Here is a 15,680-nt window from a genome sequence, read left to right as displayed (position 1 = left end):
CCATCTCCCCGGCCCATTCCCCCTGCATGCCCACAAGACTGGCCCCAACTCCACCGAGCCGGGGCCAGAACCCGAGATTTTCAGCAGTCTTCTAGGGCAGTAACCCATCCGGCGGCCACGGCCGCGCCTTCCTCACTCAGACGCGAGCCGTGCTGCCGAGCCGTGTGCACGGCCGCTACGGGGCGAGGGTCTCCCCGAAGCGGGCGTCAAGGTAGGGGGCGCGGAGCGTGGCGCCGTTGAACGACCATGAACCGGTGGCGGCGGGGCCGCTGCTCGTGCCGGAGAAGACCCAGGCGGCGCCGTCGTTGGTGTCCTCACCGGGGGCGGACGCGATCAGCTCGGCCTTGCCGTTCCGGTTGGTGTCGATGAGCCGGAGGGCGCCGCCGAACTGGTCGCCCTTCTCGTTGGTGCCGGGAACGGATGGCGTGCTCTGGCTGATGGTGCGCATGCCGTTCGTGGTCAGGCCGGTGGCGGACCCGCGCATCACCCAGACGGTGCCCGCGTCGGTGACCGTGCCGATGTCCTTGCGCGGGGCGCTGATCGCGGCGTCGGCGTAGCCGTCGCCGTCGATGTCACCGACGGTGACGGCACCGCCGAAGTAGTCGCCGACTTTGATTTTGCCGCTCAGGGCGGGGGAGTACTGGTACCAGTACTGGAAGTCCGGAGGGGAGGAGAGGCCATCGGGCCGGCCGAACAGGACCGTGATGCTGCCGGGGTCCAGCACGGCCCCTTGCCAGTCGCGGTTGGCGGGGGAGCCCATGACGAGGTCGGGGTAGCCGTCCTTGTTGATGTCGCCCGAGGCGCCGGTCGTGCCGCCGGAGATCTGGCCGCGCACTGTCAACCCGTCAGGGCTGCCGGGCATGTACACGGCGGAGCCCCACTTGTTGTCATCGACGTTGTCGTTGTCTATGCCGAGCACGACCAGGTCGTCGGCGCCGTCATTGTTGTAGTCGTCCGAGGTGAGGCCGACGGGCGTGAAGAAGCCCGAAAAGGCCGAGGAGGCGAAGCGGGCGGTCTCGTACGCGTGCCGGACGCCTGCCGAGGCGTCGAAGCCGTAGGTCCGCAGCTCCTTGCTGTGGAGGAGGACGGCCAGCTCGGTGCGGGATCCCTTGAACCGGCCGGCCGCCAGTCCCTCCCCGAAGCGGGCGCCGGCCACGGGGGTGCTGTCGCGCAGCCAGAGGGCGCCGCTGCTGTGCAGCCCGGTCGCAGAGCCCCATAGCACGACCGCGGCGCCCGCGTCGGCCGCGGTGCCGATGTCCTTGCCGGGGATGCCGACGACGAGGTCGGCGTAGCCGTCGCCGTCCAGGTCGCCGGAGGCGGTGGTCTTCCCGAAGCGGTCGTTCGCCTGGGCGATGCCCGGCACGCCGGCGGTGCTCAGGCTGAACGTCGCCCGCCGGGAAGTGGGGATGCCGCTCGCGGAGCCGTACAGGACGGCCACGTAGCCGGCACCCTTCTGGGCGCTGACGGTGGCGCCGGACGCGGAGACGACGAGGTCGTGGTAGCCGTCGCCGTTGAAGTCGTCGTGGGCCACCGTCGTGGCGGCGGGAGAGGCTGTGGCGGTGATCGTGGCGCCGATCGTCAGCAATACGGCCGCGGCGGCCGCGCCGGACATGCGTCTTGTCCGGCTTATCGCGCTTCGGGCGGTGAGGCGCTTACTGCGCACGTCATGGCTCCTAAGATCGTGATATCGCCGGGCACGAAGTGACGGGGGTGACGTCGGGGGTCCGTTCCCCGCCGTCACGTGTTGGACCGCGCAACTGGCTCAAAGGTTGTGTCGCATGAGGGAAATTCCACCTCGCGTTGACCACGGAGCGCAGCCGGATCACTCAGCGCCGATCCACCGGCTTGATGTCCGGGTCATCATTTAGCGGGGTTGGGCTGGTCGGCTGGTGGAGGGCGTGGGGTAGCCGCTTGCACTGCGATGGGGTAAGTGTCGCACTGAGCCTTTTCCAACCTCCCACGTCACAAACAGCGCTCCCTGCCCCGCCGGCTACGGCGTGGCCGCCTCCCGCAGGCGTAGTTGAGGTGTCAGGGCTCTACTGCGAGCGCGTCCTGGCGCGGCTTGAGCCTGACGTCGACCCGAGAGAGGGTCAGATCCCGGCTCAAGCCGCCGCGCAGGGGCCGAATCCACGTGTGAGGCGCGCGACGGCGGGGTCGGCCGGGGTGAACGCGACCGGGGTACCCGGTGCGCCCCATCCGAAGCGGATGGCGTTTGGTCTTCAGCCCGCAAGGCGCCCTGTGCTTCTTCGCACACGCGACTCAGCTTTCGAATTGACCAAGAAAAGGAACCTGGAATGGAGGGTGGCAGCACCGGGGGGCCACGTTAGTGCGCTCGCGCACGCCCTTGCGCCGCGCGTTGTCCCGTTGCGGGATCGTCAATCGGTCCGGGTGCGGAGGCTCCGCGCCAGGGTGGGGATCATCATCGTCGCAGGGACGAGGTGTAGCCCGAGGAGGGCGGTGGTGGTGGCGGTGTTTGCCCCGGAGAGGAGGGGCGGGACCAACGAGATCGCGGTCAGCGACACTGCCGTCCACACGAATCGCTTGGCGGGGCGAGCGCTCCAACGAAGAAGAGCGACGGCAATGACGATGCCCACGACCGAGAAGAAGCCGGTCACCACGGCGAACCCGGACAACGGGATCGTCTCGCCACCATCGGGGACCTCGAAGTCGACGCCAACGGCCTGGGCAAGCGCAGCGGCGAGGGTGGTGGCCACCATCGCTGCGAGCGTGGCGATGAAGCCGGTGCCGGCGAGCCTGCGGAGTCGGTGGGTGTGGCTGGTCTGGCCCGATGCCGGGCCTGCGACGACCCCGGTGTCATTCATGCTGTTCATGTCGTTCCTCCATCATTCGGTAACTGGCGTACGGGTGTGTTGACTGGCATGTGACGGTCCTGGCCTTGGGGGTGACGATGCGCACCCTCGCCGTGCGACGGCCGGGGTTCCGCAGGGCGCGGACGCCGGTGCCGCGGAGCCAGAACCCGGCGCCGCGTCCGAGGACCGGCCCGGGCTCGCCGTCGCGCAGCTCCAGCTGCACCCGCCCGCGGGTGACGACGCCGAACGCATCGCGCCACTCCGCCGCGACCACCGCGACACGCGCGCCACAGCGCAGCGCGAGCGTCCACACCGGGACTACTCCGTGCCGTCCGCCGGCAGACGCTCCGGCAGCCCGAGCCGCGGGAACTGGTCGTCGTGGAAAATGACGATCTCGGTGATCGCCCCACCGGTGATCCGCAGGACGTCGATCGTCAGCGGCAGGTACGCGTCCTCCTGCTTCCGCCAGAGGTAGAAGGCAATGGCGGGCTGCCGGTTCACGGAGGTGAGGACGGCGCGCAGGCCCTTCATGCCCTCGAAGCCGCTCTCGACCCAGTCGTTCACCACCGCGTCGCGGCCGACGTTCAAGCCCGGCGTGGGCGGCATCGAGCACCGGACGTCGTCCCGCAGCATGGCCGCGATCCCGTCGACGTCGGTCGCGACGCTGGCTTCGGTGAAGCGGCGCACCAGCTCGCGCGTCCCGGCGTCCTGTTCGCCGCCGGTCCAGTCCTGCCGCTCGGCGGGCAGGTGCTCCCGCATGCCGGCGCGGGCCCGCTGCAGCGCGCTGTTCACGGAGTTGACGGAGTCCCCGAGGAGCTCCGCGACGTCCTTCGCCGGCCAGCCGAGCACGTCCCGCAGGATCAGCACGGCCCGCGGGCGCGGCGCGAGGTGCTGGACCGCGACCAGGTACGCCAGCTCGATCGTCTCCCGCGCGACGGCGACGGTCTCCGGCTCGTCCGCGTCTTTCGCGGGCAGCTCGTCGAGCAGCCGGTCCGGGTAGGGCTGCAGCCACAGCACCTCGCCGCCGGTCGCGGGCTCCGGGCGGCGTTTGGCGAGCAGGTCCAGGCAGGCGTTGGTGGCGATCCGGTACAGCCAGGCCCGGAACGTCGACCGCCCCTCGAAGGTCTCCCGCCGCCGCCAGGCACGGAGGAACGTCTCCTGCACGGTGTCCTCGGCGTCCTCGAACGACCCGAGCATCCGGTAACAGTGCACGTGCAGCTCCCGCCGGTGCCGCTCCGCCAGCCCCGAGAACGCCGGCTCGTCGACCTCGCCCAGACCGCTCCCGCCCAGACCGCTCTCGCCCAGCTCCTCCAGCCGCGTGTCCGCACTCATCACGTCATCCTTCCGTCTCGTCGTGTCCCGTCGTAGGTGTGACGGGTGCGGGCGCGGCAACTCATCACCAGGGTCGGTCGGCATGGCTGATCAGGGATGAGCTGAGGCCCGTCCGCGGCGCCTCTGCCCACACCTTCGGTCCATCGAACCCAAAAGCTCGACAATTCTTGCGGAGTCACCTGGAGGGCGCACTAATCTCTTGCAATGACAATTTCTAGCGTGAATCGGCGGATCCTGTGGTGTAACAGCGGTGGCCGTTGCGCTATCTGTCGATCTGAGTTGGTCATCCCGAGTAAGAGCGGCCTGGATAACGCTTCAGTTGTGGCCGAAGAGGCCCACATCGTTGCACAGTCACCGAATGGCCCGCGGGGGGCACTCATTATTCAGGAGACGTGGACCACCACGAGAACTTGATTCTGCTTTGCAGAATCCATCACAAAATGATCGACGACCAGGTCAGCGAATGGCCCGTCGGAAAACTTCGAGAGGTGAAATCCAAGCACGAAGCATGGGTCGCCGAGAAGCTGGGTGCATCGCCGGAAAGAGTGCGCCTGCCTCCCGGAATCATTGACGGATGCAACTCAAGGAATCGCTGGACCCCCTCCTCCTCCGGATCCTGGCTCAGAAGCCGGTACCAGTCCGCAAGCGCCAAGTCTGAGTACGTCTCCCAAGCAAGAGCCTTCGGGCGCATTGGATCTCTGTCCGGATCCGTGCCCCGAATGACATCTCGCTCGTCCGGTGAGCGGTGCGTCATCCATGTCAGCATGGGTGTATCAGCGGCAGGCAACTGCACGTGAAGTGAACAAAGTCGGTTGCACCGGTGGGTTACAGGCCTCAGTATCCGTACGGGCCTGAATGCCCTCCGGGTCCGGATCGGCCCTTCACCAGTCCGGAGAAGCCTGCAAAGGGGGTCACGCGGGGCTCGCTGCCGCCAGGGGCGCGCCCGGTACGCGCCCTCGGCGGCTGCCACAGCGCGTGACGCCGCCTCGCCGCACCTGGAGGTGCACAACGAGGGCACAACGGCTTCCGGCGGGTTCAACGGCGACCAACGCCAGCAAACACTATTTAGCCTGGTCAGCGACGTAGCTTGACAGGCTCCGCAGATGATGCACGAAGGGGCGGCACCCCCGCACAGGGTGCCGCCCCTTCTCTTGGTGCGCCGGAGCCGTCGTCGATCGGTCTGAGGGTCGGGGACCGACGACGGCGCCGGGGTTCGGGGAGGGCGCTCAGCCCTCCGGAGGCGAGGGTCAGCGGTGGTCGCTGCCCGTCGACTGGGTCGCCGCGCGGCCGGCCTCGAGTCGGGCGACCGGGATGCGGAACGGGGAGCAGGAGACGTAGTCCAGTCCGACCTCGTGGAAGAAGTGGACCGACTCCGGGTCGCCGCCGTGCTCGCCGCACACGCCGAGCTTCAGACCGGGGCGGGTCTCGCGGCCGGCCTGCGCCGCCGCCTTCACGAGGGAGCCGACGCCGTCCCTGTCGATCGTCTCGAACGGGGAGACGCCGAAGATGCCCTTCTCCAGGTACGCGGTGAAGAAGGAGGCCTCGACGTCGTCGCGGCTGAAGCCCCACACCGTCTGCGTCAGGTCGTTCGTTCCGAAGCTGAAGAACTCCGCCGCCTCTGCGATCTGGCCGGCCGTCAGCGCGGCGCGCGGCAGCTCGATCATCGTGCCGATCGCCAGCTTCAGCTCCGTGTCCGTCGCGGCCTGGACCTCCGCGATGACCTGGTCGGCCTCCTCGCGGACGATCTCCAGCTCCTGGACAGTGCCGACGAGCGGGATCATGATCTCGGCGCGCGGGTCGCCCTTGGCCGCCTTGCGCTCGGCCGCGGCCTCGGCGATCGCCCGCACCTGCATCGTGAACAGGCCCGGGATGACCAGGCCGAGACGGACACCGCGCAGGCCCAGCATCGGGTTCGCCTCGTGCAGGCGGTGCACGGCCTGGAGCAGACGCAGGTCGTTCTCGTTCGCGTCCTTCCTCGCCTCGGCGAGCGCCACGCGGACCGAGAGCTCCGTGATGTCCGGTAGGAACTCGTGCAGCGGCGGGTCAAGGAGACGGACCGTCACCGGCAGGCCGTCCATCGCCTCGAACAGCTCCACGAAGTCCTGCTTCTGGAGCGGCAGGAGCTCCTTCAGGCTCTCCTCGCGCTCCGCCTCCGTGTCGGCCAGGATGAGGCGCTCGACCAGTTCGCGGCGGTCGCCGAGGAACATGTGCTCCGTACGGCACAGGCCGATGCCCTGGGCGCCGAACCGGCGGGCGCGCAGCGCGTCTTCCGCGTTGTCCGCGTTGGCGCGCACCCGCAGCCGGCGCTTGCGGTCGGCGAACGCCATGATGCGGTGGACGGCCTCGACCAGCTCGTCGGCGTCGTCGGCGCCCGCGTGCATCCGGCCCTCGAAGTACTCCACGACCGGGGACGGGACGACCGGGACCTCGCCCAGGTAGACCTTGCCGGTCGAGCCGTCGATGGAGATCACGTCGCCCTCCTCGACCACGTGACCGCCCGGCACGACCATCCGGCGCCGCTTGGTGTCGACCTCCAGCTCCTCGGCGCCGCAGACACAGGTCTTGCCCATGCCGCGCGCGACCACGGCCGCGTGCGAGGTCTTGCCGCCGCGCGAGGTCAGGATGCCCTCGGCCGCGATCATGCCGTCGAGGTCGTCGGGGTTCGTCTCGCGGCGGACCAGGATGACCTTCTCGCCCGAGCGGGACCACTTCACGGCGGTGTACGAGTCGAAGACCGCCTTGCCGACCGCCGCGCCCGGCGAGGCGGCGATGCCCCGGCCGACCTGCTCGGTCTTGGCGTGCTCGTCGAAGCGGGGGAACATCAGCTGCGCCAGCTGGGCACCGGTGACGCGCTGGAGCGCCTCGGTCTCGTCGATCAGGCCCTGGTCGACCAGCTGCGTCGCGATGCGGAAGGCGGCACCGGCGGTGCGCTTGCCGACGCGCGTCTGCAGCATCCAGAGCTGCCCGCGCTCGATGGTGAACTCGATGTCGCAGAGATCCTTGTAGTGGTTCTCCAGGGTCTCCATGATCTGCATCAGCTGGTCGTACGACTTCTTGTCGATCTGCTCCAGCTCGGCGAGCGGGACCGTGTTGCGGATACCCGCGACGACGTCCTCGCCCTGGGCGTTCTGCAGGTAGTCGCCGTAGACGCCCTGGTGGCCGGAGGCGGGGTCGCGGGTGAAGGCGACGCCGGTGCCGGAGTCGGGTCCCAGATTGCCGAAGACCATGGAGCAGACGTTGACGGCCGTACCGAGGTCGTGCGGGATGCGCTCCTGGCGGCGGTAGAGCTTGGCGCGGTCGGTGTTCCAGGAGTCGAAGACCGCGTGGATCGCGAGGTCCATCTGCTCACGCGGGTCCTGCGGGAAGTCCCGGCCGGCCTCCTTCTTGACGATCTTCTTGAAGGTGGTGACCAGCTTCTTGAGGTCGGCGGCCTCCAACTCGGTGTCGACCGCGACCTTCTTGGTCTCCTTGGCCTTGTCGAGCGCGTCCTCGAAGAGGTCGCCGTCGACGCCGAGGACGGTCTTGCCGAACATCTGGATGAGGCGGCGGTACGAGTCCCAGGCGAACCGCTCGTCGCCGGCCTGCTTGGCCAGGCCCTGCACCGACTTGTCGGAGAGGCCGATGTTCAGGACGGTGTCCATCATGCCCGGCATCGAGAACTTCGCACCGGAACGGACGGAAACGAGGAGGGGGTTGTCGGCCTGGCCGAGCTTCTTGCCCATCGTCGACTCGAGGACGTCGAGGTGCGCACTCACCTCGTCACGCAGTGCCGCCGGCTCCTCGCCGCTGTCGAGGTAGACCTTGCATGCCTCGGTGGTGATCGTGAAGCCCGGAGGGACGGGAAGGCCCAGGTTCGTCATCTCGGCGAGGTTCGCGCCCTTACCGCCGAGGAGGTCCTTGAGGTCCTTGTTGCCCTCGGTGAAGTCGTAAACGAACTTCACTACGTGGGGTTCTTTGTTTTCCGACACGGGTCTCGACTCCTCGAGGACTCGGCTGGCTGCCCTGACGTGCAGGAACATACCCAGATCCAAGGCATTTGGGTACGTCCACTCACGCGTCACGCGCCCGTAACCAGCCGTCCGCCACCGGATCGAAAGTCAAAGCTTGGCAAGCTCCCGGGCCGAGATGTTTTCACTACTTGAACGAAGGGTGCCTGCAAGCGCAGGATTCCGCTCAGCTGAGCGCCCATGCTGCACGTTTGATTTCGATCGATGAACGATCAAGGGGTGGCACCGAGTGCCACTCCTTGGAGAAGTGCAGCCGCCCAAGATCCGCTCATCTGAGCGGAACCCCTATCAAGGGTGGCGAGAATCACGCTTCAAGTACGGCTGGATTTCACCATGCGGACGCGGATTCGGACGGGAAACGTCCCCGTTACGTGACGATCGGAAGCCGGCCGCGCACCCCAAGTCACACCCGCGCGCACCCCGAGTCGACCCCACGTCACATCCCGAGCGCCACCAACCGCTCCTCCACCCGCTCGGGCGCGTACAGGTGCTCCACGACCAGCGCGCCCGCGCCGATCAGCCCCGCCCGCTCGCCGAGCCGCGAGGTGACGACGTCCAGATGAGCGGTGGAGCGGGGCAACGCCCGCTGGTAGAGGAGCTCGCGCACGCCGGTGAGGAAGGGGGTTCCGGCCAGATCCCCGGCGATCATCAGGACCCCGGGGTTGAGCAGGGTCACCACCGTCGCCAGTACGTCACCGACCTGGCGCCCGGCCTCCCGCGCCAGCGCCGTCGCCTCGGGGTGCCCGGCCGCCAGCAGGTCCCGTACGTCCGAGCCGGACGCCGCCGGCACCCCGGCCTCCAAGAGCCGCCGGGCCACGGCGCCACCGCTGGCGACGGCGGCGAGGCAGCCGTACGAACCGCACCGGCACAGCGCCTCCGCGCCGACCCGGATGTGCCCGATGTCCCCGGCGCCGCCGTCGATCCCGCGGAAGATCGAGCCGCCGACGACGACTCCCGCACCGATACCCGTCGACACCTTGACCAGGACGAAGGCCGAGCAGTCCGGGTGTCCGGTGCGCTGTTCGCCGTACGCCATGAGGTTGGCGTCGTTGTCGACGAGGACCGGGACGGCGGGCGCGCCGGTGTGTTCGGTGAGGGCGCGGGAGAGGCGGCCGCGTATGTCGTAGCCGTCCCAGCCCGGCATGATCGGCGGCTGTACGACCCGGCCGGTCTCGCTGTCGACCGGCCCCGGCACCGCGACTCCGATCCCGCACACCTCGTCCGCCCGGTGACCGGCCTTCTCCACCAACTCGCCGAACCAGCGGCCGAGTTCGCCGAGGACGGTCTCCGGGCCGTCCTCGATGACGAGCGTTCCGGAGTGCTCGGCGAGGAGCTCGCCGGTGAGGGTCAGCACGGCCGCGCGGGCGTGCCGGGTGTCGAGGTCGGCGGCGAGGACGATCGCATGGGAGTCGTCGAATTCGAGGGTGATGGAGGGGCGGCCGCCGAGCGGTGAGTCGACCGGGCCGCCCGCGCCCTCGCGCAACCAGCCGGCCCTGAACAGCCGGTCCAGGCGCTGGCCGACGGTGGCCCGGGACAGTCCGGTGGCCTGCTGGAGCGCGCCGCGTGTGGTCGCCCGCCCGCTGCGGACCAGTTCGAGCAGTTCGCCGGCGCCGGCCTGACTGCCGCCTCTGCCGGTCCTGCCGGGCCGTCCGGTCATGCGCACCCCCTTGTGCTTCTCAAGCTTGCATTACATAGTGAGTTTTGCGTGTTAAATAGACGTAACCCTACGGTAGCTACAGCCGAGCCAGATCGGCCGGACGTCTTCGGGGAGCCCCGAGTGGATCGCACTGCCCAGCTCACTGCCCACCGCGCGGAGTACGAGGTCGTATACGATCCACCGCCTTCCGCGCGGTCGCTGCACGTCAGGGCCGCGCAGGTGCTGGAGGGCAACTGGACCGGCACGTCCACGGTGCCCTCGCGGAGTCTGTATCCGCACCAGTGGTCCTGGGACTCGGCGTTCATCGCGATCGGGCTGCGCCATCTGTCCCCGCTCAGGGCCCAGACGGAGCTGGAGACGCTGCTGGGCGCCCAGTGGGCCGACGGACGTGTCCCGCACATCGTCTTCAACCCCTCCGTGCCGCTCGACGCCTACTTCCCGAGCCCCGACTTCTGGCGCTCCTCGACCGCGGGGCGCGCTGCGGGCGCCCCGCGCACCGTACAGACCTCCGGCATCGTGCAGCCACCGGTGCACGCGCTGGCGGCCTGGCTGGTGCACTGCGCCGACCCGGGGCTTTCACGGGCCCGCGGCTTCCTGGCCCGGGTCCACCCGCGCCTGGCCGCCTGGCACCGCTATCTGCTGCACCAGCGGGACCTGGGCGGCGGCGGACTGGCGTCGGTCGTGCACCCCTGGGAACAGGGTATGGACAACAGTCCCTGCTGGGACGCCCCCCTCTCCCGCATCACCCCGGCCCCGGCCCGCTCCTTCCGCCGGGCCGACCTCGCCCACGGCGCGCCCGAGGACCGGCCGACGGATCTGGACTACGGGCGGTACGTGCGGCTGGCGACGGACTACCGGGACCGTCAATACGCCGACGGGGAGGACAAGGGGGCGGCCTGTAGGGCCTCGGTTGAGGGTGGTGGTGGGAGACGGGCGGGAGAGTTCGCGGTGGAGGACCCGTCCTTCAACGCCCTGCTCATCGCCTCCGAGCACGCGCTGGCCGAGATCGCCCACGAACTCGGCGCGACCGGCACGGCCCGGCACGCGCGCGCGGAACGCCTCACGGCGGCGCTGGTGGAGCGGCTGTGGGACCCGGCGGAGGGGATGTTCTTCTGCCGGGACGTGCGCGGCGAAGGGCTGATCCCGGAGCGCAGCGTCTCGGGTCTCGTCCCGCTCCTCCTACCGGGTCTGCCGAAGGACACCGTCGCCGCACTGGTCCGTACAGCGTGCGGGCCGCACTTCGGCCTGGGCGACACCACCCGCCTCGTCCCCAGCTACGACCTCCTCGGCGAAGCCTTCGACCCGCACCGCTACTGGCGCGGACCGGCCTGGTTCAACATCAGCTGGCTGCTGGAGCGCGGGCTGCGACTGCACGGGGAGCGTCAACTGGCCGACTCCCTGCGGGAGTCGGTCCTGGAGCGGGCCGCCGACACGGACTTCGCTGAGTACGTCGACCCGTACACCGGCGAGGCCTGCGGCGCGACGGGCTTCAGCTGGACCGCCGCGCTCGCGCTGGATCTACTCCAAGAGCGGCCCGAACACGGCGTGTCCCTCACGGGCACCGGCACGTTCGACAGCAGTGACTTCGCCAGAAGCGGCAAGGGAGGGGACCGGGGATGACGGACCGGCAGCATCTGCTCGTGCACGGCACGACGTTCGCCGCCGTGGGCGACCGCGGCGACATCAGCGGTGTACGGGGCGGCAGTTCCCCGGACGGGTTATTCGTCCGGGACGCCCGGCACCTCAGCCGCTGGCAGCTCACCGTCGACGGCGGGGTGCCGGAGGCGCTCACGCCGGTCGCCGACGGGGACGGGGCGCGCTGCGTGCTCGTACCGCGCGGCGGCCGGCAGGAGCCGCCCGCGCACACCCTCTTCCGCGAACAGGCCGTCGGCGACGGCTCGTTCGTCGAGTCGCTCCGGGTGACCAGCAACCGCCCGGTGCCGACGACCGTACGGCTGGCGATCACCGCGGACGCCGACTTCACCGACCAGTTCGAACTGCGCTCCGACCACCGCACCTACGCCAAGACCGGCGCGGTGCGCTCCCGCCAGGTCCTGGACGACGGCCTGGAGTTCACCTACCGGCGCGGTGAGTGGCAATCCTGTACGACCATCACGTCCGACCCCGCTCCGGACGGCGTCGAGGAGACGGGCACCGGCGCCCGGCGGCTCGTGTGGACCCTGGACCTCGAACCGCACGGCACGGCGGAGCTGATGCTGCGGGTCATCGCCCGCCCGCACGGCGAGAAGCGCGCGCTGCGCGTGCCGCGCTCCCCCGCCGCCGTCAACGAGCAACTCCTCGCGCGGGAGGGCGAGTTCCTGGAGGGCGTGGCCTTTCCGACGGGCTGGCCGGAACTGGCGGCGGCCTGCGCCCGCGGACTCGCCGACCTCGCCGCGCTCCAGGTCCCGGCGACGGGTCCGGACGGCGAGGAACTGCGGGTTCCGGCGGCCGGCGCCCCCTGGTTCCTCACCCTGCTCGGCCGCGACGCCCTCCTCACCTCGCTCTTCGCACTCCCCTACCGGCCCCGGCTGGCCGCCGCCACGCTCCCGGCCCTCGCCGCGACGCAGGCGACGGAGACCCGCGCTCACGCGGTCGCCCAGCCAGGCAAGATCGTGCACGAGGTACGGCACGGGGAGCTGGCGCACTTCGGGCAGGTGCCGTACGGCCGTTACTACGGCTCGGTGGACGCGACGCCGCTGTTCCTGATCCTGCTCGGGGCGTACGTCGAGCGGACCGGCGACGCGGACATGGCCCGGCGTCTGGAGGGGCACGCCCGCGCGGCGATCGGCTGGATGCTGGACCACGGCGGGCTGGCCTCGCGCGGTTATCTGGTCTACCGCGCCGACCAGGGCGGCCTCGCGAACCAGAACTGGAAGGACTCCCCCGGCGCCATCTGCTCGGCCGACGGCACCCGCGCAAGCGGCCCGGTGATGGCGGCGGGGGCGCAGGGGTACGCATACGACGCGCTGCGCCGCACGGCGTGGGTGGCACGGACGGTGTGGGAGGACGAGACGTACGCGGCCCTCCTCGAACAGGCCGCGGCCGACCTGCGCGACCGCTTCCAGCGGGACTTCTGGATGCGGGAGCACTCCTTCCCGGCACTCGCGCTGGACGGCGAGGGCCGCCAGGTCGACGCGCTGGCGTCGGACGCCGGGCACCTGCTGTGGTCGGGCCTGCTGGACAAGGAGTACGGGGAGTTGGTGGGCCGCAGGTTGCTGGAGCCGGACTTCTTCTCCGGCTGGGGTGTCCGGACGCTGGCATCAGGGCAAGCGGCGTACCACCCCCTCTCCTACCACCGGGGATCGGTCTGGCCGCACGACAACGCGCTGATCACCCTGGGCCTGGCCCGCTACGGCCTGCACGACGAGGCCCGCACGGTCGCCCACGCCCTGGTGGACGCGGCGACGGCCACCGGGCATCGACTCCCGGAGGTCCTCGCGGGGTACGGCCGCGGTACCCACCCGGAGCCGGTGCCGTACCCGCACGCGTGCGTCCTCGAGTCCCGCTCGGCGACGGCGCCGCTGGCGCTGCTGACGGCGGTGGGGGGAGCGTAGAGGGTTCAGCCCTCGGCGTTCTTGGAGTCGCGGACGTGGACGGTGCCGGGGGTGGTGGCGGTCTCGACGCAGGATTCGCCGTCGGTGCCGTCGCTGTAACTGCTCTTGAACTACGCCAGTTCGGGGGCGTCCCCGGCAGAGTCCTTGCGAATCATGTTTCTCCCAGCAGTAGTTGCCCGATCAGGGCCAGCGACTCCCGAGGCGGGAGGGCCTGCGCCCGGATGCTGCCATACCGCAGCTTCCCCGCCGAGCGCTGGATCCACCTGCGCACCACAAGCCCCATCGAGTCCACCTTCGCCACGGTCCGGCTCCGCACGAAAGTGACCAAGGGCGCCGGCAGCGCGACCGCCGCCCTCGCCATGGTCTTCAAGCTCGTCGAGTCCGCCCAGCAACGGTGGCGGGCCTTCAACGCACCCCGCCTCGTCGAACGCCCCGAAGCTCACGTGGCCTGACACACCTCGACTGATCCTGTGTCCGTGCCGACGATTAGTGTTCGGCAACATGCGCGAGTCCGGAGGGGCGGTCATGGCTGAGGATCCGATGGACCTGATCTGCCTGGAGGGGGATGGCAATAGCGTCATTCTCCGGATCGCGGGGAAGGAGGAGCGGAACCGTCCCACCGAGGCCGATGCCCTGGTCGGAGAGTTCCTGGTCGATACGCCCTTCGTCCGTGGCACCCTCAAGACCTGGATCTTCCCCGAGGACCTGCGGCGGTGGCAGCAGGCCCTGGACTCGCTCGACGCGGGAAAGGACATCGCCTGGCGCGAGGGGAAACGCACCCCGTGGCTGTTCATCGAACTCGACGAGGACGATGACCGGTGCCAGGTCACGATCAAGGACCACTCAATGTCCCTGACGACGGTGACGGTCACCGTCCCACTGGTTGATGCCTGGTTCGACGACGCATATCGACGCCTTGACTTGGTCTGGGAGACCTGGCCCATGACCGAGGACTGAATTATGGCCAACCAACGAGGTCGCCAGCCTCATTGGGTTAGGGGCTCGCCATGGCTTGATCCACAGGTCTTTGACCATTGCTCCACATACGGATTATGCGCTGCGCCCGCCTCATACCGGCCCTCTTCATAGGGTGCGCGGCCCGCTGCACCAACCGCTGGAGAACGCGGGCGGCCTACCGTGTGAGGGCACCGTCCTGCATCCGACCAGCGAGGAGCACCAGGCGTGAACGTCGAGATTCCCCCGGACGTACGCAACACCGCCTCCCAGCTCGGGGCCGGCGTTCCCTACGCTCTGAAGGTCCTGGCCGGCCAGCTGGCCGACGACCCTGACATGGGTCGGCCCTCCGGGCTGCCCGGCATCCTCACCGTGACGGTCGACGGCGACCTGTTCGAGGACTGCCCCGGCCTGTCCGTCGGCTACATCCGCGAGCCGGACCGTATCGAGATCCGCTACCTGCGGCCGACCCCCTCCGCCGGGCTCTCTCCCGACGCCAATGATCAGGACCAGGAGCAGGGCCGAGACCAGGACCAGCCTGCCGACACTGCCGCCGCCGCGGTCGCCGTACGGGAGATCGCCGACGCCTGGCACCGCATCACCCGCTGGCTGCAGCACCATGCGCCCGACTCCTATGCAGGGTTCCGTGCCGGTGCCAGCCCCGCCGCCATCGCCGCCCTGGAAAGCGACCTCGGCATACAGATACCCCTCGAGCTGCGCGTCCTGTGGCTGCTGACCGCGGGCGACGACGGGGTCAATGGCTGGGGATGCCTTCCTGGCAACAAGGCTCTGATGCCACTGGACGCCGTGGCCGCCGTCTACCGGCTGAAGATGGACTCCCAGGCCCACGAGGACACCCTCAACGTCAACCGCTCCGGAGACGAACGGATCACGGTGTGGAAGCCAACCTGGATTCCGGTTGTCGCCCTGGGCCCGGCTGACCGCACCTCGGGCCTGTACCTGGACGCCGCGACCGGCTACCTGGGCCGCTGGTCCCGCTACAACGAAGCCCCCGATGAGGAACGTGACACGCTGGTCACCTACCTGGAAGAGGCTGCCGACATGCTCGAATCCCCGGGCCTGGCCACGCGGGACAAGCCCGGCTTGATCGATGGGGCGCTGGTGTGGCTCAGCGGTATCAATCCCGCGCAAGAAAACCGGTGGCAGCCCCTGCCCGGGTGAGCACACACGAGAAGGGGGGCCAGCCGCCGCGGGCCGGCCCCCCGTTCCTGCTTCGCTTGTTTTCCGCTCAGCGGTTGTCGCCGTGGGCGCAGGAGGCCCTTCAACTGCGCGCGATGGTCGTGTAGGTGGCGCCCTCGCCTCAACGAAAAGCCGAAAAGGCTGGCCGCGGTCGTGAGACTGAGTA

The 15,680-nt window shown here is 69.7% G+C and carries 10 protein-coding genes and 2 pseudogenes; 5 read left to right on the top strand and 7 right to left on the bottom strand.

Translation table 11 applies throughout. The features are described from left to right. Nucleotides 1-175: 175 nt before the first annotated feature. The 6 genes from ACFYXB_RS22245 to ACFYXB_RS22220 all read right to left on the bottom strand — a co-directional run bounded on the left by ACFYXB_RS22245 (nucleotide 176) and on the right by ACFYXB_RS22220 (nucleotide 9,806). Complete coding sequence (locus ACFYXB_RS22245; RefSeq protein ID WP_389584947.1) at nucleotides 176-1,663, bottom strand: FG-GAP repeat protein; 1,488 nt, start codon at nucleotides 1,661-1,663, stop codon at nucleotides 176-178. Between the two features lie 712 nt (nucleotides 1,664-2,375). Then, entirely contained in the window at nucleotides 2,376-2,831 is a 456-nt protein-coding gene (locus ACFYXB_RS22240) for a DUF6069 family protein (protein WP_389584945.1), read from the bottom strand. Next, nucleotides 2,815-3,123, bottom strand: a complete 309-nt coding sequence (locus tag ACFYXB_RS22235) for a hypothetical protein (protein ID WP_389584942.1) — start codon at nucleotides 3,121-3,123, stop codon at nucleotides 2,815-2,817. Before ACFYXB_RS22235 ends, ACFYXB_RS22240 begins: the two co-directional genes overlap by 17 nt. 5 nt (nucleotides 3,124-3,128) lie before the next feature. Further along, on the bottom strand, nucleotides 3,129-4,142 hold the full coding sequence (locus ACFYXB_RS22230) for an RNA polymerase subunit sigma-70 (RefSeq protein WP_389584939.1): 1,014 nt from the start codon (nucleotides 4,140-4,142) through the stop codon (nucleotides 3,129-3,131). A 1,247-nt stretch (nucleotides 4,143-5,389) separates the two neighbouring features. Next, entirely contained in the window at nucleotides 5,390-8,110 is a 2,721-nt protein-coding gene (gene ppdK / locus ACFYXB_RS22225) for a pyruvate, phosphate dikinase (protein WP_389584936.1), read from the bottom strand. A 475-nt stretch (nucleotides 8,111-8,585) separates the two neighbouring features. Further along, nucleotides 8,586-9,806: an ROK family protein gene (locus ACFYXB_RS22220; protein WP_389584933.1), complete on the bottom strand. Its 1,221-nt coding sequence runs from the start codon at nucleotides 9,804-9,806 to the stop codon at nucleotides 8,586-8,588. 120 nt (nucleotides 9,807-9,926) lie between these two features. Between ACFYXB_RS22220 and ACFYXB_RS22215 the strand changes: the two genes are divergently transcribed. Both ACFYXB_RS22215 and ACFYXB_RS22210 read left to right on the top strand, forming a co-directional pair. Beyond that, entirely contained in the window at nucleotides 9,927-11,426 is a 1,500-nt protein-coding gene (locus ACFYXB_RS22215; protein ID WP_389584931.1) for a trehalase family glycosidase, read from the top strand. Then, entirely contained in the window at nucleotides 11,423-13,360 is a 1,938-nt protein-coding gene (locus tag ACFYXB_RS22210) for a glycogen debranching N-terminal domain-containing protein (RefSeq protein WP_389584928.1), read from the top strand. Before ACFYXB_RS22215 ends, ACFYXB_RS22210 begins: the two co-directional genes overlap by 4 nt. A gap of 8 nt (nucleotides 13,361-13,368) precedes the next feature. On the opposite strand, the pseudogene ACFYXB_RS22205 reads toward ACFYXB_RS22210, so the two are convergent. Then, nucleotides 13,369-13,515, bottom strand: a pseudogene (locus ACFYXB_RS22205) (DUF397 domain-containing protein); the annotation flags it as partial. An 84-nt stretch (nucleotides 13,516-13,599) separates the two neighbouring features. Between ACFYXB_RS22205 and ACFYXB_RS22200 the strand changes: the two are divergent. The 3 genes and pseudogenes from ACFYXB_RS22200 to ACFYXB_RS22190 all read left to right on the top strand — a co-directional run. After that, nucleotides 13,600-13,812: pseudogene (locus ACFYXB_RS22200) on the top strand (IS256 family transposase); the annotation flags it as partial. 73 nt (nucleotides 13,813-13,885) lie between these two features. Continuing rightward, nucleotides 13,886-14,317, top strand: coding sequence for a DUF5959 family protein (locus ACFYXB_RS22195; RefSeq protein WP_389584926.1), 432 nt, complete (start codon nucleotides 13,886-13,888; stop codon nucleotides 14,315-14,317). 225 nt (nucleotides 14,318-14,542) lie between these two features. Next, the gene (locus tag ACFYXB_RS22190) at nucleotides 14,543-15,496 is read left to right on the top strand and encodes an SMI1/KNR4 family protein (RefSeq protein ID WP_389584923.1); all 954 of its coding nucleotides are present in this window, start codon (nucleotides 14,543-14,545) and stop codon (nucleotides 15,494-15,496) included. Nucleotides 15,497-15,680 lie beyond the last annotated feature (184 nt).

The organism is Streptomyces sp. NPDC002619, from assembly GCF_042889305.1.
Taxonomy (GTDB): domain Bacteria; phylum Actinomycetota; class Actinomycetes; order Streptomycetales; family Streptomycetaceae; genus Streptomyces.
Note: the sequence above shows the minus strand (reverse complement) of the source record. Positions and strands in the feature narration are given on the sequence as shown.

Coding starts and splice junctions, on each gene's coding strand:
- ACFYXB_RS22240 (WP_389584945.1), bottom strand. CDS start 2,831: ATGAACAGCATGAATGACACCGGGGTCGTCGCAGGCCCGGCATCGGGC.
- ACFYXB_RS22230 (WP_389584939.1), bottom strand. CDS start 4,142: ATGAGTGCGGACACGCGGCTGGAGGAGCTGGGCGAGAGCGGTCTGGGC.
- ACFYXB_RS22220 (WP_389584933.1), bottom strand. CDS start 9,806: ATGACCGGACGGCCCGGCAGGACCGGCAGAGGCGGCAGTCAGGCCGGC.
- ACFYXB_RS22210 (WP_389584928.1), top strand. CDS start 11,423: ATGACGGACCGGCAGCATCTGCTCGTGCACGGCACGACGTTCGCCGCC.
- ACFYXB_RS22195 (WP_389584926.1), top strand. CDS start 13,886: ATGGCTGAGGATCCGATGGACCTGATCTGCCTGGAGGGGGATGGCAAT.